This window comes from Pseudomonas sp. B6002, assembly GCF_013385985.1.
Taxonomy (GTDB): Bacteria; Pseudomonadota; Gammaproteobacteria; order Pseudomonadales; family Pseudomonadaceae; genus Aquipseudomonas.
Map to the genome: position 1 here is coordinate 90,065 of NZ_JACAOY010000008.1, position 18,402 is coordinate 108,466.

The following is an 18,402-nucleotide window of genomic DNA, read 5'->3' on the forward strand; positions in this document are numbered from 1 at the left end:
TACCTACAAATACTTACCTTTGACCTGAAAATCCCTAACCCTAAAGGGGTAGAAAATGTCGCTCGACCTTCATAACCTGGCCTGGCATCGATCAGCGGGGAAGCTGATCATGCAGTTGAATCGCCCAGCCTTCTGGAGCTCGCTGATTCGTGTACTGAATGAATATGTGCAGATCGACAACTGGGTGGTCGTGGTGTTCAGCGACCAGCAAGTGCAAGTCATCTGCCTGCCGGAAGTGGTGGATTCCGAAGAAATCGACGCCTTTATTCATCGCTATATAAAAGGGCTGTACCTGCTGGACCCGTTTTATATCGCCAACCGGGAAAACCCGCAGACCGGCTTTTTTCACCTGCTGGACATCGCGCCGGAACACTTCCTGACCACCGAGTACTACCACCAGTATTTCGCGCAATACATCACTGTCGATGAAGCGCAGTACAACGTGCAGCTCGACGCCGACCGGACGCTGTGCATTTCGCTGGGCAGCAACGTGCGCTTCACTCAGGAACAGATCACGATCCTGGACATCATCAAGCCGTGGGTCACGGCCTTGATGCATCAGCGCATGAGCTTTGAAAGCGAAGTGGAAAAAAATCTCAGCGAACCACCGGCGTGGTCGGAAACGATTGTGCAGTTGGGCACGCAGGTCACCGCCCGCGAGAAGGATGTGCTCAAGTTGCTGTTGAGTGGTTTCTCCAACAAAGAGATTGCTGGCAAGTTGTCGCTGTCGGCGGAAACCATCAAGGTTCATCGGCGCAATATCTACAACAAGCTGAACATCAAGTCGCAGTCCGAGTTGTTTGCCCGATTCTTCATGCCCAAGCAGGAAACCCATGTATTGAATTGAGTTCGGCGGCCCAGGGCCGCCGAAACAATAAAACGCGCGCAAACAAAAACGCCGATCATCACTGATCGGCGTTTTTGTTGAATATGGAGCGGGAAACGAGACTCGAACTCGCGACCCCGACCTTGGCAAGGTCGTGCTCTACCAACTGAGCTATTCCCGCAAATGGCGTCCCCTAGGGGACTCGAACCCCTGTTACCGCCGTGAAAGGGCGGTGTCCTAGGCCACTAGACGAAGGGGACACGCTACTGAAACACAGGGTGTGTGTTCCAGTGCCCAGAGATTAAACCCGAAGGTTATGCCCTGGTTTCACTCAGTGCCGCCCGAAGGCCACACTGCTTAAATTGGAGCGGGAAACGAGACTCGAACTCGCGACCCCGACCTTGGCAAGGTCGTGCTCTACCAACTGAGCTATTCCCGCAAAATGGCGTCCCCTAGGGGACTCGAACCCCTGTTACCGCCGTGAAAGGGCGGTGTCCTAGGCCACTAGACGAAGGGGACACACAACTGAAACACATGGTGTGTATTTCAGTGTCCAGAGATTAAACCCGAAGGTTACGCCCTGGTTTCACTCAGTGCCACCCGAGGGCAACACTGCTTAAATTTGGAGCGGGAAACGAGACTCGAACTCGCGACCCCGACCTTGGCAAGGTCGTGCTCTACCAACTGAGCTATTCCCGCATATTGGCGTCCCCTAGGGGACTCGAACCCCTGTTACCGCCGTGAAAGGGCGGTGTCCTAGGCCACTAGACGAAGGGGACACACGTACAACTTCACTGCTTAACCGCGTTTCGCTGTGTGCTTTCCGCGTTAAGTGGCGCGCATTCTATGGATGGATTGAAAGGTCGTCAACCCCCAAGGATAAATTTATTAAAATCAATGACTTCGCCCCGCTTTCCGGGCCTTTGCGCACATTCTGCCCGTCCAGGCTTTGACGCCTATATTCTGGCGCCCGACAAGACGCTATAGTCCACCCCAGCAAATGATGGCAATGTGCATCTATGCAGGGAACGCTTACCTATATAGAAGAAACTACCTGGGCAACTGGTCGATCAGTCCTATCCGCCAGATGGCTCAGTCACTACACTCCACTGCAAACCCTATTAAGAGGTCACACCGGTGACACCACTCATGATCACCCTGCTGGTAATAGCCGGGATCGTAATACTGATCGCCATTGGCTACATGAACCACGTGGTGGAAAACAACAAACTGGAAAAGAAACGCACCGAGATCGAACTCAATGATCGGCTGCGTCGTTGCGGAGAAATCACCGAGACCTTTCCTGGCCAGTTGATGAGCCCGGCGCTCAAGCTGTTGCTGACCCGCCTGGAGCTGAACGTCAACCAGCGCCTGTTGAACCTCAACAAGACCAGTGCCCCCCTCAAGGCGCGCATCACCGAGCTGAGCGCGTTGATCGCCCAGGGCGAGTCAATCCCGGTGGCCAACCCGCCTGCGCCGATCCAGACCGAAGCCAAGGCCAAGGACGTGCGTTTCCTGCTTGAAGCCCTGCACGGCCAGGTCACCCGCGCCGCCCAGGACGGTTTCCTGCCGGCCAACGAGGCCAAGCACTGGATCAAGGAAATCCGCCATATCCTGGTGCTGCTGCACATCGAGTTCTTCAACAACCTCGGCCAGCATGCCCTGCAACAAGGCCAGCCGGGCCAGGCGCGCCTGGCGTTCGAGCGTGGCGTACAGTATTTGCGCAAGCAGCCCGAACCGGTGGTCTACAGCGCCCAGCTGCAATTGCTGGAGAAACAACTGGCCCGCGCCAACTCCACCGTGCTGACCAACAGCAAGCCGGCTGAAGATGAGGTCAACGAATTGACCGAAGGCCTGAAAGTGGTCGACGCCGACGCCGACTGGAAAAAGAAAGTCATCTACGACTGATTGTAGTGAGCGGGCTCGCCCCGCGCCGCGGAGTGTCAGGCACTGCAGTGTGTCAGGTTTGGCGCCGCGCGGGGCAAGCCCGCTCACTACAGTTGGCATGGGCAGCACATCGCCACGAAATGCCATCACTTTGCATCTATCCCCCCGCCCCCGAGTAGCGTAAAAAAGTGCCCCTCACTCCGTGAAGTTAGAGGCTCGCTATGCCCGTCGCCGTGATTGATGGACAACCGCTGCATTATGTCGACCAGGGCACCGGCCCGGTCGTCCTGCTGGGCTCGAGTTACCTGTGGGACCGCGACATGTGGGCCCCGCAAATCGAAGCCCTGTCGCAACAGTACCGTGTGATTGTCCCCGAGCTGTGGGGCCACGGCGAGTCAGGGCCGCTGCCGGCGGCGACCCAATCCCTGGACGGCCTCGCCCGCCAGGCCCTGGCCTTGCTGGATCAATTGGACATTGCACAGATCAACCTGGTGGGCCTGTCGGTCGGCGGCATGTGGGGTGCACGCCTGGCATTGCTCGCCCCCGAGCGCATCAACAGCCTGGTGCTGATGGACACCTATCTCGGTGCCGAGCCCGAGGCCACGCGCCAGTATTATTTCTCGCTGTTCAAGATGATCGAAGACGCCGGCGCCATTCCCGAGCCGTTGCTGGATGTGGTGGCACCGATCTTCTTCCGCCCAGGCATTGACCGTGAGTCAGCGCTGTACCAGGGCTTTCGCGCCGAACTGCAAGCCTTCACGCGGGAACGCCTGCTGGACAGCATCGTGCCGCTGGGCCGGCTGATCTTCAGCCGTGCAGACATCCTGGACCAACTGCCACGCCTGGACGCCGACACCACCCTGGTGATGTGCGGCGAGCAAGACAAGCCTCGCCCCACTGCGGAGTCCACGGAAATGGCCGAGCTGATCGGCTGCAGCCTGATCCTGATTCCTGAAGCCGGGCACATCTCGGCCCGGGAGAATCCGGATTTCGTCAACGAAGCGCTGCTGACCTTCCTCGCCAACAACGCCTGATCGCCCTGCTGCCCTTTGATCGCCACCTGCACGGTGCGATCAAAGGCGGAAGTGCCCCACCATCCCCTGAAGTTCAGTACCCAGTTGCGCCAACTGGATGCTCGACGCGGCATTGCCCTGCATGCTCAACGCCGATTGGTCGGCACTGGCGCGGATGCTGGTGACACTGCGATTGATCTCTTCAGCCACCGAACTTTGCTCTTCGGCCGCCGCAGCAATCTGCTGGTTCATCTGCTGAATCAATGACACGGCAGCGGCGATGCTGCCCAAGGCGCTCTCGGTTTCCAATGCATCACTGACCGCCAATTTCACCAGCTCGCCACTTTGCTGGATCTGTTGCACCGACGACTGCGCCGCACTGCGCAAGGTGCTGACCAGCCGCTCGATTTCCTCGGTCGACTGCTGGGTACGTTTGGCCAGCGCCCGCACTTCATCGGCGACCACCGCAAAACCACGGCCCTGCTCCCCTGCCCGTGCTGCCTCGATGGCGGCGTTGAGCGCCAGCAGGTTGGTCTGCTCGGCGACGCTTTTGATCACACTCAACACGGTGCCGATATTCTGGATTTCCGCACTCAGGCTTTCGATGCTCGCGCTTGCGCTGGTGCTGGAGGTGGCAAGCAATTCGATACGCTGCAAGCTCTGGCGCACCACTTGCTGGCCGCTATCAACCTTATCGTCGGCGGTCTGCGCGGCCTGGGCCGCCTCTTCGGCATTGCGCGCCACGTCGTGCACGGTGGCGGTCATCTGGTTCATTGCCGTGGCCACCTGCTCGGTTTCTTCCTTCTGGCTGCTGACCTCGACATTGGTCTGTTCAGTGACACTGGACAGTGAGTGGGCCGACGCCGCCAGTTGCTCGATCCCGGCCTGCAAGCCGCTGACCATGTGGCTCAGCCCATTGCCCATCTGCTGCATCGCCTGCATCAATTGGCCGATTTCATCTCGACGGCTGACCTCCATCCGCCCACTCAAATCGCCGGAGGCAATTTGCTGGGCCACCGCGATCACACTGCGCAGTGGTGCAACGATCAAGCGGGTAATCACCCACGCCGCAATCAACCCCACCAACAGCGCCAGCGCCGACGAGCCGATGATCAGCATCGCGCTTTTCTTCAATTGCGCCTGCATCGACTGATCTTCAGCGTCATAGGCCTGGTTCACCCGGCTGACCACTTGGTCGGCGCGATCATGCAATTGCTTGTAGACGACTTTTTCCTGGGCCAACAACCCGGTGTACTCACCAAGCTTTTCGCTGAACGAGGCGATATGCCCGGACACTTCATTGAGCACCGTCTGGTAGCCGGCATCCTTGACCGAGGTTTTCAGTTGTTCGACTTGAGCCAGGGCCTGGTCGGCCTGCTCGATCTTGCCTTGTTCGGCTTCGTCCGCATCGGCCTTGCGGCTTTGGTCCAGGCGCACCCGTGCTTCGTTCATAGCCTGCAGCATAAGCCGCGATACCTGACTGACCTGCCCGGCCTGCTCGATAAACTCGGCGCCCTCCTTGCCCTGGCTTTCCTTGAGCCCATAGGCACCGTCGTCGGCCAGACCGGCTTGCAACACATCAAGGTTATTGGCCACGCTGGACACCGACCAACTGGCCATTTCCAGAGCCAGGTCCTTGGTCTGGGTCAACTCGACGAACTCATCAAACGCCTTGCGATAGGCGGCCAGCGCCTGCTCGACGTCGGCCATCACCGGCACATTGGCGACGGACTGGGCCTTGAGACTGGCCGCCAGTGCGGCCAGGGCGTCGACGCTCTCGTGCAGGGCATCAACGGCTTTCGGATCGGCATGCAGCGCGTAGTCCTGCTCGATCAGGCGCACTTTGAGCAAGCCGCTGTTGAGCGAAGACATCGCCTTGAGCCCTTCGAAACGCTGGCCGACGGTCTGCAGCGACCACACGCCAATCGCCGCCACCAACGCGGTCAGCAGCAGCACCAGGGTGAAGCCCAAGCCCAGTTTTTTTGCCATCCCGAGGTTGGCGAAACGTCGTTGCACGGCCGAAATCATTGCACTTGAGTCCTCTTGCAATGGCAGATGCCATCAAGCCCGATTTACCAATGGCGAGATTCGCAACCACGGAGCACCGACTCAAGACGCTGGCGCCGGAATAATGGCAAAAAGCTACACGCCCGTCGTTTTCAGAATGGTCGAGGTCGATCTGGCAGGCCCCATGACGCGGAACAACGCCAGCGCTCGCTGATCATCAGCATAGGCCACGTTGATGCGCAGCCAGTCACTCGGCTCTCCGTTCGGGCTGAACAACGCCCCGGGAGTCAACAGCACGCCGAGCCGCCGCGCCTGCGCCTGCACCCGTGCCGGCGCCACGGCGCCTGGCTTTGCCCACAGGAACATGCCGCCTGCAGGCACGGCGAACACCTTCCACTCCTCGTCTTCCAACACTTGCAACGTAGCAGCCATGTGCACAGCCAGCCGTTTGCGCAAGCGCTGTACCCATTTGCGATACGTGCCATTGGCCAGCAAGACGGCCACCACCGCCTCGGCAAACCGCGACGTGCCAATACCGGTCAGCGTCTTGAGGGTGACCAAGCGGGCAACAATCGCTGCGCTGGCACTGAGGTAACCCACGCGCAATGCGCTGCTCAGGGTTTTGGAAAAGCTCGAGACGTAGATCACCCGGCCATCATGGGGCAGCGCCGACAAGCGCACGCAACTGGCGTGCTGCAAGTCGCCATAGATGTCTTCTTCGATGATCAGAAAGTCTTCACTGCGGGCCAGTTGCAGCAAACGTTCGGCGACCTCGCGGCACAGGCTGGTGCCGGTCGGGTTGTGATACAGGCTATGGATGAACAGGCACTTGGGCCGATGGTCTCGAAGCAGCGCTTCAAGCGTCGGGATATCCGGCCCCCCACGGGTGCGCGGCACTTCCAGCAGTGTGACGCCTTGAAACGCCAACTGACGAAAGAGGTTGCCGTACCCCGGGGTCTCGACCACCACCGTGTCGCCGGCCTTGAGCAAGGTGCGTATCAACAGGTCCTGGGCATGGCTGGCACCGTGGGTGGTGACAATGCACTCCAGGCGGGTGGCAACCTGCAGGTGGTTCAGCCGTTTGAGCAGTTGTTCACGCAGTGCCGGCAAGCCCAGCGGCGAGCTGTAGTTGAACAGGCCTGCGGTGTCGGTACGGCTGACCTCGCGTATTGCGTAACTGATGTCGTCGCTTTCACGCCAGGCATCCGGCAGCCAGCCATTGCCTAGCTTCAGTTCGCCCAGCGGGCTGTCGGTAAAGCCCCCCCAGGCCTGCTCGGCGCCTTCATACCAATGGCCTTCGTGAACAACCGCTGGCGGGGCCACCATAAAACCAGACCCGTGCCGGGGCGAGAGCAGCCCTTGGGCCACCATGCGCTCGAACGCCTCGATCACATTGGACTGGCTGACCAGGTTATCGAGCGCCAATTGCCGCACAGACGGCAGACGTGTACCCGGGGCTGCCCCACTCGTGCGAATCCATTGCGCCACCGCGCTGACAATCTGCTGCACCACCGGTACAGGAGCCTGCCGATCGATTCCTAAATCCATGAGCCACCCACTTCAACTGTCTGTTATTCAACCCGCATGAGTTAAGCACAGAAGCCTGGCCTGGCTCGTTACCAACCTTTACTAAATTATTGATTCTATTGACTTATTTACTTAATGACACATATTCGCTCACGGCTTATAGCCAGCTTGGGAAACGCCCCACACCACCCAAAACTATTTCGAATGACGTAGGGCGTGCAGTCCTAGATCGCCGTCGCGCCACCGTCTACCGCCAGCGCCTGGCCAGTGGTGAACGCGGCGCCATCACTGCACAGGTAAAGCACCGCACTGGCGATCTCCTCGACTTTGCCAATGCGCCCCACCGGGTGCATGGCCGCCGCGAACTCAGCCTTGCGCGGGTCGGCCTCATAGGCACGGCGGAACATGTCGGTATCAATGACGGCCGGGCACACCGCATTCACGCGGATTTTCTTTTTCGCGTACTCGATGGCGGCCGACTTGGTCAGGCCGATCACTGCGTGCTTGGACGCCGCGTAAATGCTCATCTTCGGTGCCGCGCCCAAACCGGCCACCGACGCGGTGTTGACGATCGCACCGCCGCCTTGGGCCAGCAGCAATGGCAACTGGTGCTTCATGCACAGCCAGACGCCCTTGACGTTCACCCCCATGATGGCGTCGAACTCGTCCATGCTGCCTTCGGCGAGCTTGCCCTTCTCGATCTCGATTCCCGCGTTGTTGAACGCATAGTCCAGGCGACCATAGGCTGAGATCGTCTGTGCCATCAATTGCTGCACGTCCGCCTCCAGGGTGACGTTGCAGCGTACGAACAGCGCCTCGCCCCCGGCCTGCTGGATCAGCGCGACAGTGCCCTCGCCGCCCGCCACGTCCAGGTCGGCCACCACGACCTTCAAGCCTTCAGCAGCAAAAGCCAGCGCCGTGGCACGTCCAATACCGGCTGCCGCGCCAGTCACCAGGGCCACGTGGCCGGAAAACGTCATGCTCATGGGGGGATGTCCTATGCAAGAAATAACCGTCGCTGGAGTCTAGCCAACCGCAGGCTGGGCGCGTCAGCACTATCAGAAGGCCGGTTGGCGCTGTATGAGCCGCAGTGATAAAGCTGCCCGGCGCACTATCATCAATGCCTATCGCCGAGCATTCGCTCCCCTGGGCGAGCTTGCCCTCAGGCGGTTGAGGGTCTATCACTCTGGGTTCACTTCCAACAGAGTCCTTGCCATGACTGCCCAGACCAATCGCCAGTTCCTGCTCGCCAAACGCCCGGTCGGCGCGGCCACGCGGGACACCTTCACCTACCAGGAAGTGCCGGTGGGCACACCCGGCGATGGGCAGGTGCTGGTGCGCAACGAATACCTGTCCCTGGACCCGGCCATGCGCGGCTGGATGAATGAGGGCAAGTCCTACATCCCTCCGGTGGGTATCGGCGAGGTGATGCGTGCACTGGGCGTGGGAAAAGTAATTGCCTCGAACACCCCGAAGTTTGCAGTGGGGGACTACGTCAACGGCGCCTTGGGCGTGCAGGATTATTTCCTCGGCGAGCCACGCGGCTTCTATAAGGTCGACCCGAAACTCGCCCCACTGCCGCGCTACTTGTCCGCCCTGGGCATGACTGGCATGACCGCCTACTTCGCCCTGCTGGACACTGGCGCTCCGAAGGCGGGCGAAACCGTGGTGATCTCCGGCGCAGCTGGCGCGGTGGGCAGCATTGCCGGGCAGATCGCCAAGCTCAAGGGTTGCCGCGTGGTGGGCATTGCCGGGGGCGCCGACAAGTGCAAGTTCCTGGTGGATGAATTGGGCTTCGACGCCGCGATAGATTACAAAAGCGAAGACGTGCCCGCCGCCCTCAAGCGCGAATGCCCCAAGGGCGTGGACGTGTATTTCGATAACGTTGGCGGCGATATTCTCGACGCAGTCCTCAGCCGCCTGGCATTGAAGGCTCGCGTGGTGATCTGCGGCGCGATCAGCCAGTACAACAATAAAGAGGCGGTGAAAGGCCCGGCCAACTATTTGTCATTGCTGGTCAATCGCGCGCGCATGGAAGGGTTTGTGGTGATGGACCACGCGGCGAACTTTGCCGCTGCCGGTAAGGAGATGGCCGGCTGGATGGCCCAGGGCAAGCTCAAGAGCAAGGAAGATATCGTGGAGGGGCTGGAAACGTTTCCGGAGACGCTGATGAAGCTGTTCAACGGCGAGAACTTCGGGAAGCTGGTGCTCAAGGTCAACTGAAACACCCCTTTGTAGGAGCCGGCTTGCCGGCGATGGCGGCCTTGAACCTGATGCAAGGCTGAGGGCGCTATCGCCGGCAAGCCGGCTCCTACAGGGGATGTTTCGCTCAGGCGATTTCGGCGACGACTGCAGCCAGTGCCTTGGCAGGGTCGGCGGCCTGGCTGATCGGGCGGCCGATCACCAGGTAATCGGAACCGGCGTCCAGCGCCTGGCGCGGGGTCAGGATGCGGCGTTGGTCATCCTGGGCGCTGCCTGCAGGACGAATCCCCGGGGTCACCAGTTGCAACGATGGGTGAGCCGTCTTCAGGGCCTGGGCTTCCAGCGCCGAGCACACCAGGCCATCAAGGCCGGCTTTCTGTGCCAGGGCCGCCAGGCGCAGTACCTGTTCCTGCGGCTCGATGTCCAGGCCGATACCGGCCAGGTCTTCGCGCTCCATACTGGTCAGCACGGTCACACCGATCAGCAGCGGTTTAGGGCCACTGCGCTGTTCCAGCACTTCGCGGCACGCGCTCATCATGCGCAGGCCACCGGAGCAGTGCACGTTGACCATCCACACGCCCATTTCGGCGGCGGCCTTGACCGCCATGGCGGTGGTGTTGGGAATATCGTGGAATTTCAGGTCGAGGAATACCTCGAAGCCTTTGTCACGCAGGGTGCCGACGATTTCGGCGGCGCAACTGGTGAACAGTTCCTTGCCGACCTTGACCCGGCAAAGCGTGGGGTCCAACTGGTCAGCCAGCTTCAGTGCGGCGTCACGAGTGGGGTAATCCAGGGCGACGATGATAGGAGTCTGGCAGACGGACATTGGAATGGGCTCTCAGGCAAGTCGAAATCGGCGCGGATTGTAGCGCAAGCGGCGCCGTTGCGGGATCCGATGATCGGTAAATACTGACAGACCGCGTTGAGGCGGCCATTTTCGCCAATTGTATCGAGCCAGATACATTCACGACATGCCCTCAACACGCCCCCCGGCTAGCCTCGCCCCCACGACCGACCGTCCAGCACTTCCAGCCATGGGGCTGGGCGCCTATGCTGACAGCAACAACCAGGCAGATGATCGCACTATGCATACTTCTTCAGTCTCTGTGAACGACGAGCAAAAAGGCGCTGTGATCGCCGACGAAAAGCGCTGGAACACCCGCGCCCTGATCGTCGATGACGATGTGCCGATCCGCGAACTGCTGATCGATTACCTGGCACGCTTCAACATTCTTGCCGTCGGCGTGACCGATGGCGCCGCCATGCGCCAAGCCATGCAGGCCGAAACCTTCGACGTGGTGGTGCTCGACCTGATGCTGCCGGGCGAAGATGGCCTGTCCTTGTGCCGCTGGCTGCGCGCCGAATCGGACATCCCGATCCTGATGCTCACCGCACGCTGCGAACCCACCGACCGCATCATCGGCCTGGAGCTGGGTGCCGACGACTATATGTCCAAGCCTTTTGAGCCGCGCGAACTGGTGGCACGTATCCAGACCATCCTGCGCCGGGTACGCGATGACCGCACCGAGCAGCGCGCCAATATCCGCTTCGACAACTGGCGCCTCAACAGCGTGCTACGCCAGCTGGTGGCCGACGACGGCCTGGTCGTGCCGCTGTCCAACGCCGAGTTTCGCTTGCTGTGGGTGTTCATCGAGCGCCCGCGCCGCGTACTGAGCCGCGAACAATTGCTGGACGCCGCCCGTGGCCGCTCCATCGAAGCGTTTGATCGCAGCATCGACTTGCTGGTCTCGCGCCTGCGCCAAAAGCTGGGCGACGATCCCAAGGCACCGCAGTTGATCAAAACCGTACGTGGCGAAGGCTACCTGTTCGACGCGCGGGATATCGGCTGATGCGCAACGCCTTCAATACGCTGTTCGGCAGGCTGTTCGGCGTATTGCTGGTGGCCATCGTGTTGGCACACGTGCTGGCGATCTTCTGGTTTCACCACTACGGCCCGCCACCACCACCGCTGGGTGAGACCTTCGTACAGCAGGCGGACGGCACATTCACGCCCATCCATAAGAAACATCCTCGCCCATGGTTTGGCGGCCCTGTGGTGCCGCTGACCTTCCAGTTCATCTCGTTAATCATTGCGGCCTGGTATGGCGCCAAGTTGTTGAGCCGGCCGATCCAGCGCCTCAGCGCGGCAGCCGAGCGCTTGAGCGTCGACCTCGACAGCCCGCCCCTCAACGAGTCCGGACCTCGGGAAGCACGGCAAGCCGCATCCACCTTCAACCTGATGCAAAAGCGCATTCGTGAACAAGTCAGCCAGCGGGCGCGCATGCTCGGGGCGGTCTCCCATGATCTGCGCACCCCGCTGTCACGCCTCAAGCTGCGCCTTGAACAGATCGAGGACACCAAGCTGCAAGGCCAGATGCGCCAGGACCTGGACGACATGATCGGCATGCTCGACGCCACCCTGAGCTACCTGCACGAACAACGCACCAGCGAAACCCGGCACTGGCTCGACGTGCAGGCGCTGGTGGAGTCCCTCAGTGAAAACGCCCAGGACCAGGGCTGTGACGTGCAATTTTCGGGCACCTGCGCGCCCTTGCAGGTGCAGCCCATGGCGCTGCGTTCATGCCTCAACAACCTGATCGACAACGCCCTGCGCTACGCCGGCACCGCCCGCGTGGAACTGGCGGACAGCAAGGGCGCGCTGGTGATCCGCGTGATCGACCACGGCCCGGGGATTGCCGCCGACAAACGCGAGGCGGTGTTCGAGCCGTTTTTCCGGCTGGAAGGCTCGCGCAACCGCAATTCCGGTGGCGTCGGCCTGGGCATGACGATTTCCAAGGAAGCCGTGGAACGCCTCGGCGGCCACCTGAGCCTGGAAGACACCCCAGGCGGCGGCTTGACCGCCGTCATGTGGCTACCAAGAACCTAATCGCTGGCACGGCCCCCTGTAGGAGCTGGCTTGCCGGCGATGGCGGTCTGTCAATTTGCCAATATGCACCTGACAGGCCGCCATCGATCAGTCAGATCGATTTATCCTCACGGCGGCCCTGGGCCTGGGTCGCACTCCAGTCCATCAACAAGCTATAGGCTACCGCGAGCAAGGTCGGGCCGATAAACAGGCCGATAAAACCAAAGGCGATCAACCCGCCAAACACCCCGAGCAGCACGATCACCAGCGGCAGGTTGCCGCCCCGGCTGATCAGGTAGGGCTTGAGCACGTTGTCAACGCCGCTGATGATAAACGTGCCCCACACACCCAGGAACACTGCGTAGGTGTAGTCGCCCTTCCACGCCAGCCAGGCCGTTGCCGGGATCCACACCAGCGGCGGGCCCATGGGGATCAGGCTGAGCAGGAAGGTCACGATGCCCAGCACCAACGCGCCCGGTACGCCTGCGATCCAGAAACCGATCAACGCCAGCAAGGCCTGTGCGGCGGCGGTGCCGATGACGCCGTTGACCACCCGTTGCACAGTGCCGGCCACCAGTTCGATGTAGTAACCGGCACGCTCGCCGATCAGGCGTTCCAGCAGGCGATGCACAAAGGTCGCCAGGCGCGGCCCGTCACGGTAGAAGAAAAACACGAACACCAGGCTCAGGGTCAGCTCAAGGATGCCGCCGCCGATCTGCGCACTGCGCGCCAGCAGCCAGTTGCCCACCTGCCCCAAATAAGGCTTGATGCTGACCATCAGCGCCGCGCCCTGCTGGTCGATGCTGTCCCAGGTCGCCACCAGCCGCTCGCCGATAAACGGGATCGAACCGAGCCAGGTGGGCGCTTCGGGCAGGCCATCGACCTGGATGTCCTTGATCAGGCCCACGGCGTCACGCACATGGTCCGCCAAGTTGAAGCCCAGCCACACCAGTGGCACCGCCACCAGCAACATCCAGCCCAAGGTCAGGATGCCCGCCGCCAGGGACTCACGGCCCCCCAGCCAACGGGTGAGCAAGCGCATCAGCGGCCAACTGGCGAAGGCCAGCACCGCGCCCCAGAACAGCGCCGACCAGAACGGCGCCATCACCCAGAAGCTGGCACCAAACAGCACCAACAGCAGGATTTGCACCAGCAGGCGATCGTTATTGAGCATTGGGTATCTCTGGAAGAGGTCTGTAAGAAGAGAGCTTAGGCGAACGGCGCGGGTCCGTTCGCCTGGTGACGCCTAGCGTATCAGATGCAGGTGCAGGCCTTTGGCAACATCGGTGCCGGTTTCCAGCCGGGCTGCGCGCACGCCGCTGTCGATCAAGCCCTGGCGCCACGCCTCGGCCGTAGGGCCGGTCAGGCTTACGCGCAAGGTAGCGTCGAGGTTCAAGCCACGGGAAATGAGGTTAAGCCAGGTGGCATCAGGCTCGACGCCCAATGTCGGGAAGTCCAGCTCGCCGGTGCTTTTCAACTCACGCAGCAAAGTGGCCGAGGTGGGCAGCAGGTCGCCCAGTGGCGCGCTGGCGTCCAGTTGTTCCACATGCAGGTAGGCGCGGCGGTTGCCCCGGGTGATGCCATACAGCGCCACCAGGGAATTGTCCTGGGGAGCGGCCAGGCGCAGCAGCAGGTATTCCTGTTGGCCGTCGGCGCCCACCAGTTTGGCATTGCCGAACACCTCGTTGGCCCACAGGCTGCTTTCGCCACAATCACGGGCCTGGCACCAGAACAACAGTTGCGCGCCCTTGGCCTGCAACGCTTCACGGGTTGCGGTAAACGCCGCGCTGGAGGTGTGCTCCGGCGGCAGTTCGTAGGTAATGGCGGTGGTTTGCCCGCGCGCCGTGGCCTGGCCTTCATAGCGCAGCTGGCCGCTGATCTTGCGGATCGCGCCCATGGGGTAGATGCGTTCTTTTTCTTCGGCGGGGCGGTAGTCGACGATTTGCGCGTCGACCTGACGGGCCACGGTGGGCAGGTCTTGGCTACCCGGTACGTCGGCGGCGAACACCAAGGGGCTCAGCAGGCTCAGCCCCAGGATACGGAAACATCCTTTACGCACGCTCATCGGATCAACGCGCCTGGGCCACTGGAGGTCGAAGCAGTGTTGAGATTGTTCATGGTTGACTCCCTTTCAATCCGCCCAGCCTCGGCAGTTGACCCCGCCAAGTCAAGGCGTGGAGAAGAACCGATTGAAACAGTCTGCAACAAGGATCGCGCCGGGCTCGTCATTCAGGTGCAAATGATGGCCGCCCGGCAGCGTGGTCACGGTGAAGGGTAGCTGAGAAAGCAATTCGGGATGTTTCGCCAACATGCCGTCGGCGGCGACCACCAACTGCGTGGGGCAACCGACGCGCCGCACGAAAGCCATCGCCTGTTCATCCGTCAGACGCATCGGCGAGGCCAAGGTCAATCGGCTATCGGAACGCCAGGTGTATCCCCCCGGCACCGGCATCAAACCGCGCTGGGCCAGCAGTTCGGCGGCTTCGCGACTGACCGCCACCACCCCTTTCATGCGCGCTTCCACGGCGCGATCGAGGCTGCCGTACACCGGCTTTCGTTTGTCCTGCAGGCTCAACTGCGCCTGCAAGGCCATGCCCAAGCGCTCGGCGGCGTTCTCGCCACTGGCGGTCGGCGGGATCACGCCGTCGATCAATCCCAGGTGCGTCACCCGTTCCGGCAAGGCACCGGCCAGCACCAGGGAAACGATGGCACCGAGGGAGTGGCCAAGTAATGCAAAACGTTTCCAGCCCAGTTGTTCGGCCACTTGCAGCACATCGTGGACGTAATCCCACAACGCATAACCTGCCCCGATGGGACGATGCGCCGAATGCCCGTGGCCGGCCATGTCCAGGGCGACAATGCGCAAGCCGGCCAACTTGGGCGCCAGGCGCGCAAAGCTGTTGGCGTTGTCCAGCCAGCCATGCAGGGCGATAACCGGCAAACCGTCTTCGGGACCAAACAAGTGTGCCGCCAGCTCGATATGCGGCAGGCTCAAGCGGACTTCCTCGACCGGCGTGCTCATGCGCAACTACGCTCACGGGCGTCCCAGCGGGAGAACAGGTTTTTGATCAAGGTGGCGGTGTCCTGTGGACGCTCAAGCGGGAACATGTGGCCACCGGGCATGGTGAGCATCTCGCCCATGGGCAGGCGGTCGACGCCGCTGGCATGGTGGCGCATCACCACTCGGCTCTGGCGACCGCGCACCACCGCCAGCGGCACCTTCAATTGGCGCACCTGGCCGGGGCTGGTGTGAGGCACGCCGCGGTAGATGCTGATTTCAGTGGCCGGGTCGAAACGCAGGCGCAGGCGATCACCGACCTGTTGCAAGCCATGTTGCAGGTACGCGTCGAAGCATTCGGGGTCGAACCCGCGAAACAGGGTTTTACCGGCGAAATAGCTGCGCGCGGAGGCCAGGTCAGTGAACTCTTCACGACGGCCCAAGGTACGTCCAGCCGGCGTAAGTCGGTCGATGAACCCAAAGCGCTTGGCGGCGCGGATCACCCAGCGATCGGCCCGGGTCAGCACCGGCGAATCCAGCATCACCACGCCGCGATACAACTGCGGGCAACGCATGGCCGCGTGCAAATGCAACACGCCGCCCAGGGAATGGCCCACGCCCCACACGGGTTCAGGTTGCAACTCCAGGTGGTGGATCAGTTCGTCCACCAGGTTCTGCCAGTTATCGTCCACCGGGAACCTGGGATCGTGACCGTGCTGCGGCAAGTGAGCCACCGCGTATTCCGGGGCCAGGGCGGCAAACAACTTGCCGTAGGTGGCCGAAGGGAAACCATTGGCGTGGGCAAAAAACACGTGCTGCGACATACGGGATCCATCTACAAAAACAGAACTGAATTGTCACCAGCCCCGGGCAGCACAGCAATGACTGTAACTGCCAGGAATGATGACACTCACGCCATGCCTATCGTGCCGGCGGTTGCTCGCCCAGCGGCACTACGGCCATGGTCAGGCGCGAAACGCAGCTGGCCTTGCCCTCATCGCTGGTCAGGCGGATGTCCCAGACCTGGGTCGTCCGACCGATATGGATCGCCCGCGCCACCGCCGTCACCCGCCCGCTGCGCACACCACGCAGGTGGTTGGCATTGACCTCCAGGCCCACGCAATAGAATTTTTTCGGGTCGATGCACAGGTAGGCCGCCATGGAGCCGACGCTTTCAGCCAGCACCACCGAGGCGCCGCCGTGCAGCAGACCATAGGGCTGGTGGGTACGGTGATCGACCACCATGCTGGCGGTCAGGGACTCTTCATCAAAACTTTCAAAACGGATATCCAACAATTCACCGATGGTGTTTTTCTGGATGGCATTGAGTTGTTCGATGTTGGGTTGGGTGCGCCACAAACTCATGGGTCAATCCTTTTTGGTTTTATGATGGCCCTAATCCTGCCACAGAACGGTTTCGGAACGCTCGCTCCAAGTCGGTAATTGTTCACCGTAAGTCGCCTCGATCACGCTGCGCTTGATCTTCAGCGTCGGGGTCATAAAGCCGTTTTCCACTGCCCAGTTGTCGTTGACCACCACCAGGTGCTGCAGGCGTTCATGCTTGTCCAACGTCTGATTGACCTGTTCCAGCCAGCGCTCAAGGCTTCCCTGCAGCGCCTCGCGATTCTCCGCCTGGCCAACGGCCGACAGCACGCACAACCCCATCGGGGCAATCAGGCCATCCCCCACCACGCACACTTGTTCGATACGTGCGTGCTCGGCCAGGCGGTTTTCAATCGGCGCCGGGGCCACGTACTTGCCCTTGCTGGTCTTGAAGATTTCCTTGAGGCGCCCGGTGAGGCGCAGGCGGCCTTCAGCGTCCTGCTCGCCTTTGTCGCCGGTGCGCAGGTAGCCGTCATCGGTGAGGGTCTCGGCGGTTTTCTGTGGGTCCTTGAAGTACCCCAGCATCGTCGCGCCGCTGCGCACCTGCACTTCGCCCGACGGGTCGATACGCACTTCAACGCCGGGGCATGGCTGGCCGATCCAGCCGAGCTTCTGCTGGCCCGGTCGGGACACATGGGAATAACCGCAGGCTTCGGTCATGCCGTACACCTCCAGCACGTCCAACCCTAGACGCTGATACCAGCGCAGCAACGCCTCGGGCACGGGCGCGGCACCGGACAAGGCAATGCGCAACGCATCCAGCCCCAGGCCCGCCAGCACCTTATGGCCGATGCGCTTGCCGATAAAAGGCAGGCGCAGCAGGGTTTCCAGGCGTTTTTCCGGGACCTTGGCATAAACACCCATCTGGAACTTGGTCCAGATGCGCGGCACGCCGAACAACGCGGTCGGGCGCGCCCGGCGCAGGTCGGCCAGGAAGGTGTCGAGGCTTTCGGCGAAAAACACGGTTTGCCCGGTATAAATCGCCGCCATTTCCACAAACATCCGCTCTGCCACATGGCACAACGGCAGGTAGGACAACAGCCGGTCGTCCTCCCCCAGGCCGAACAATTCGGTGCCGCGCGTGGCGGCAAAACCCAGTGCACCGAAGGTCTGCATCACGCCTTTGGGCAAGCCCGTGGTGCCGGAGGTATAGATGAGGGTGGCGAGGCTGGAGGCGTCAGGTGCAGGGCTGTCCTGGATGGGCGAACAGTTTTGCAAGTCGGCCCAGGTGAAATCGAAAGTGCCAGCCGGGCACAGCGGCAAGCTGATGGTCGGCACACTGTGTGGAATGCCGGGCGCCATGGCGGGCCAATCGTCGAGTTTGCCGATCAGCGCCAGCGCCGCCTCGGAATGGGTGAGTACATGGGCCACCGAGTCAGCGGTGAGGTTGGGGTACAGCGGCACCGAGACGTGCCCGGCCATCCAGATCGCCAGGTCGGCGATGATCCAGTGCGCACAGTTTTTGGAAATCAGGGCGATGTGCGAGCCCTGGGGCAGCTCTCGGGCGCGCAGCCAGTGGGCGGCGCGACGGGCTTGCTGGCCGACCTCTTCCCAGGTGAGGGTTTGCACCTCACCGCCGCCAACGGGCTGCACAAGAAAGGTTTTGCGCGGGTGCCGCGCTTCACGTTCGAAGAAGACCTGCAACGGCAAACGAAAAGCGACAGGCATGGGACGCGCTCCTTTGTGTTCCGAT

General features: G+C 61.5%; 16 protein-coding genes, 6 tRNA genes and 1 pseudogene. 6 read left to right on the forward strand and 17 right to left on the reverse strand.

The window, feature by feature from the left end:
* Window positions 1–55: 55 nt before the first annotated feature.
* A complete protein-coding gene (locus tag HX792_RS12825) occupies window positions 56–847 on the forward strand; it encodes a response regulator transcription factor (RefSeq protein ID WP_176996461.1) in 792 nt (263 codons plus the stop codon).
* 84 nt (window positions 848–931) lie between these two features.
* Here HX792_RS12825 and HX792_RS12830 read toward each other — a convergent pair.
* From HX792_RS12830 to HX792_RS12855, 6 genes are all read right to left on the reverse strand, one after another.
* A tRNA-Gly gene (locus HX792_RS12830) sits at window positions 932–1,007 on the reverse strand.
* A 3-nt stretch (window positions 1,008–1,010) separates the two neighbouring features.
* Window positions 1,011–1,086, reverse strand: a tRNA-Glu gene (locus HX792_RS12835).
* A 103-nt stretch (window positions 1,087–1,189) separates the two neighbouring features.
* A tRNA-Gly gene (locus tag HX792_RS12840) sits at window positions 1,190–1,265 on the reverse strand.
* A gap of 4 nt (window positions 1,266–1,269) precedes the next feature.
* Window positions 1,270–1,345 (reverse strand) — tRNA-Glu (locus HX792_RS12845).
* Window positions 1,346–1,449: 104 nt separating this feature from the next.
* A tRNA-Gly gene (locus tag HX792_RS12850) sits at window positions 1,450–1,525 on the reverse strand.
* Between the two features lie 4 nt (window positions 1,526–1,529).
* Window positions 1,530–1,605, reverse strand: a tRNA-Glu gene (locus HX792_RS12855).
* 358 nt (window positions 1,606–1,963) lie between these two features.
* Between HX792_RS12855 and HX792_RS12860 the strand changes: the two genes are divergently transcribed.
* A complete protein-coding gene (locus tag HX792_RS12860) occupies window positions 1,964–2,734 on the forward strand; it encodes a hypothetical protein (protein WP_176996462.1) in 771 nt (256 codons plus the stop codon).
* Window positions 2,735–2,934: 200 nt separating this feature from the next.
* Window positions 2,935–3,747: an alpha/beta fold hydrolase gene (locus tag HX792_RS12865; RefSeq protein WP_176996463.1), complete on the forward strand. Its 813-nt coding sequence runs from the start codon at window positions 2,935–2,937 to the stop codon at window positions 3,745–3,747.
* 39 nt (window positions 3,748–3,786) lie between these two features.
* On the opposite strand, the gene HX792_RS30605 is transcribed toward HX792_RS12865, so the two are convergent.
* The 4 genes and pseudogenes from HX792_RS30605 to HX792_RS12880 all read right to left on the reverse strand — a co-directional run bounded on the left by HX792_RS30605 (window position 3,787) and on the right by HX792_RS12880 (window position 8,246).
* Window positions 3,787–4,668 (reverse strand): methyl-accepting chemotaxis protein, encoded by an 882-nt coding sequence (locus HX792_RS30605; RefSeq protein WP_371319352.1) that lies wholly within the window; start codon window positions 4,666–4,668, stop codon window positions 3,787–3,789.
* A pseudogene (locus HX792_RS30610) lies at window positions 4,648–5,754 on the reverse strand (HAMP domain-containing protein); the annotation flags it as partial. The gene HX792_RS30605 and the pseudogene HX792_RS30610, both read right to left, overlap by 21 nt.
* Window positions 5,755–5,868: 114 nt before the next feature.
* On the reverse strand, window positions 5,869–7,281 hold the full coding sequence (locus HX792_RS12875) for a PLP-dependent aminotransferase family protein (RefSeq protein WP_176996465.1): 1,413 nt from the start codon (window positions 7,279–7,281) through the stop codon (window positions 5,869–5,871).
* A 203-nt stretch (window positions 7,282–7,484) separates the two neighbouring features.
* Window positions 7,485–8,246 (reverse strand): SDR family oxidoreductase, encoded by a 762-nt coding sequence (locus HX792_RS12880; RefSeq protein WP_176996466.1) that lies wholly within the window; start codon window positions 8,244–8,246, stop codon window positions 7,485–7,487.
* 229 nt (window positions 8,247–8,475) lie between these two features.
* Here HX792_RS12880 and HX792_RS12885 point away from each other — a divergent pair, with 229 nt between their 5' ends.
* Window positions 8,476–9,483 carry an NADP-dependent oxidoreductase gene (locus HX792_RS12885; RefSeq protein ID WP_176996467.1) on the forward strand — a complete coding sequence of 336 codons (1,008 nt, stop codon included), beginning with the start codon at window positions 8,476–8,478 and terminating at the stop codon, window positions 9,481–9,483.
* A gap of 106 nt (window positions 9,484–9,589) precedes the next feature.
* On the opposite strand, the gene pyrF is transcribed toward HX792_RS12885, so the two are convergent.
* Window positions 9,590–10,288, reverse strand: a complete 699-nt coding sequence (pyrF, locus tag HX792_RS12890) for an orotidine-5'-phosphate decarboxylase (RefSeq protein ID WP_176996468.1) — start codon at window positions 10,286–10,288, stop codon at window positions 9,590–9,592.
* A gap of 259 nt (window positions 10,289–10,547) precedes the next feature.
* Here pyrF and HX792_RS12895 point away from each other — a divergent pair, with 259 nt between their 5' ends.
* Window positions 10,548–11,312: a response regulator gene (locus HX792_RS12895; protein WP_176996469.1), complete on the forward strand. Its 765-nt coding sequence runs from the start codon at window positions 10,548–10,550 to the stop codon at window positions 11,310–11,312.
* A complete protein-coding gene (locus tag HX792_RS12900) occupies window positions 11,312–12,349 on the forward strand; it encodes a HAMP domain-containing sensor histidine kinase (RefSeq protein WP_176996470.1) in 1,038 nt (345 codons plus the stop codon). Before HX792_RS12895 ends, HX792_RS12900 begins: the two co-directional genes overlap by 1 nt.
* A 91-nt stretch (window positions 12,350–12,440) precedes the next feature.
* Here the strand turns inward: HX792_RS12900 and HX792_RS12905 are convergent, their stop codons facing one another.
* The 6 genes from HX792_RS12905 to HX792_RS12930 form a co-directional block, all read right to left on the reverse strand.
* Complete coding sequence (locus HX792_RS12905; protein WP_176996471.1) at window positions 12,441–13,502, reverse strand: AI-2E family transporter; 1,062 nt, start codon at window positions 13,500–13,502, stop codon at window positions 12,441–12,443.
* A 72-nt stretch (window positions 13,503–13,574) separates the two neighbouring features.
* The gene (locus HX792_RS12910; RefSeq protein WP_176996472.1) at window positions 13,575–14,393 is read right to left on the reverse strand and encodes a DUF4892 domain-containing protein; all 819 of its coding nucleotides are present in this window, start codon (window positions 14,391–14,393) and stop codon (window positions 13,575–13,577) included.
* Window positions 14,394–14,495: 102 nt separating this feature from the next.
* Entirely contained in the window at window positions 14,496–15,350 is an 855-nt protein-coding gene (locus tag HX792_RS12915; protein ID WP_176996473.1) for an alpha/beta hydrolase, read from the reverse strand.
* On the reverse strand, window positions 15,347–16,150 hold the full coding sequence (locus HX792_RS12920; protein WP_176996474.1) for an alpha/beta fold hydrolase: 804 nt from the start codon (window positions 16,148–16,150) through the stop codon (window positions 15,347–15,349). Before HX792_RS12920 ends, HX792_RS12915 begins: the two co-directional genes overlap by 4 nt.
* A gap of 97 nt (window positions 16,151–16,247) precedes the next feature.
* Window positions 16,248–16,691, reverse strand: a complete 444-nt coding sequence (locus HX792_RS12925) for a hotdog fold thioesterase (RefSeq protein ID WP_176996475.1) — start codon at window positions 16,689–16,691, stop codon at window positions 16,248–16,250.
* Window positions 16,692–16,721: 30 nt separating this feature from the next.
* Window positions 16,722–18,377 (reverse strand): AMP-binding protein, encoded by a 1,656-nt coding sequence (locus HX792_RS12930; protein ID WP_176996476.1) that lies wholly within the window; start codon window positions 18,375–18,377, stop codon window positions 16,722–16,724.
* Window positions 18,378–18,402: the final 25 nt, after the last annotated feature.

Bases quoted from the DNA above. Each gene is read 5' to 3' on its own strand.
- HX792_RS12825 (WP_176996461.1), top strand. From the start codon at position 56: ATGTCGCTCGACCTTCATAACCTGGCCTGGCATCGATCAGCGGGGAAG.
- HX792_RS12865 (WP_176996463.1), top strand. From the start codon at position 2,935: ATGCCCGTCGCCGTGATTGATGGACAACCGCTGCATTATGTCGACCAG.
- HX792_RS30605 (WP_371319352.1), bottom strand. From the start codon at position 4,668: ATGCAGGCGATGCAGCAGATGGGCAATGGGCTGAGCCACATGGTCAGC.
- HX792_RS12875 (WP_176996465.1), bottom strand. From the start codon at position 7,281: ATGGATTTAGGAATCGATCGGCAGGCTCCTGTACCGGTGGTGCAGCAG.
- HX792_RS12880 (WP_176996466.1), bottom strand. From the start codon at position 8,246: ATGAGCATGACGTTTTCCGGCCACGTGGCCCTGGTGACTGGCGCGGCA.
- HX792_RS12885 (WP_176996467.1), top strand. From the start codon at position 8,476: ATGACTGCCCAGACCAATCGCCAGTTCCTGCTCGCCAAACGCCCGGTC.
- pyrF (WP_176996468.1), bottom strand. From the start codon at position 10,288: ATGTCCGTCTGCCAGACTCCTATCATCGTCGCCCTGGATTACCCCACT.
- HX792_RS12895 (WP_176996469.1), top strand. From the start codon at position 10,548: ATGCATACTTCTTCAGTCTCTGTGAACGACGAGCAAAAAGGCGCTGTG.
- HX792_RS12900 (WP_176996470.1), top strand. From the start codon at position 11,312: ATGCGCAACGCCTTCAATACGCTGTTCGGCAGGCTGTTCGGCGTATTG.
- HX792_RS12905 (WP_176996471.1), bottom strand. From the start codon at position 13,502: ATGCTCAATAACGATCGCCTGCTGGTGCAAATCCTGCTGTTGGTGCTG.
- HX792_RS12910 (WP_176996472.1), bottom strand. From the start codon at position 14,393: ATGAGCGTGCGTAAAGGATGTTTCCGTATCCTGGGGCTGAGCCTGCTG.
- HX792_RS12915 (WP_176996473.1), bottom strand. From the start codon at position 15,350: ATGAGCACGCCGGTCGAGGAAGTCCGCTTGAGCCTGCCGCATATCGAG.
- HX792_RS12920 (WP_176996474.1), bottom strand. From the start codon at position 16,150: ATGTCGCAGCACGTGTTTTTTGCCCACGCCAATGGTTTCCCTTCGGCC.
- HX792_RS12925 (WP_176996475.1), bottom strand. From the start codon at position 16,691: ATGAGTTTGTGGCGCACCCAACCCAACATCGAACAACTCAATGCCATC.
- HX792_RS12930 (WP_176996476.1), bottom strand. From the start codon at position 18,377: ATGCCTGTCGCTTTTCGTTTGCCGTTGCAGGTCTTCTTCGAACGTGAA.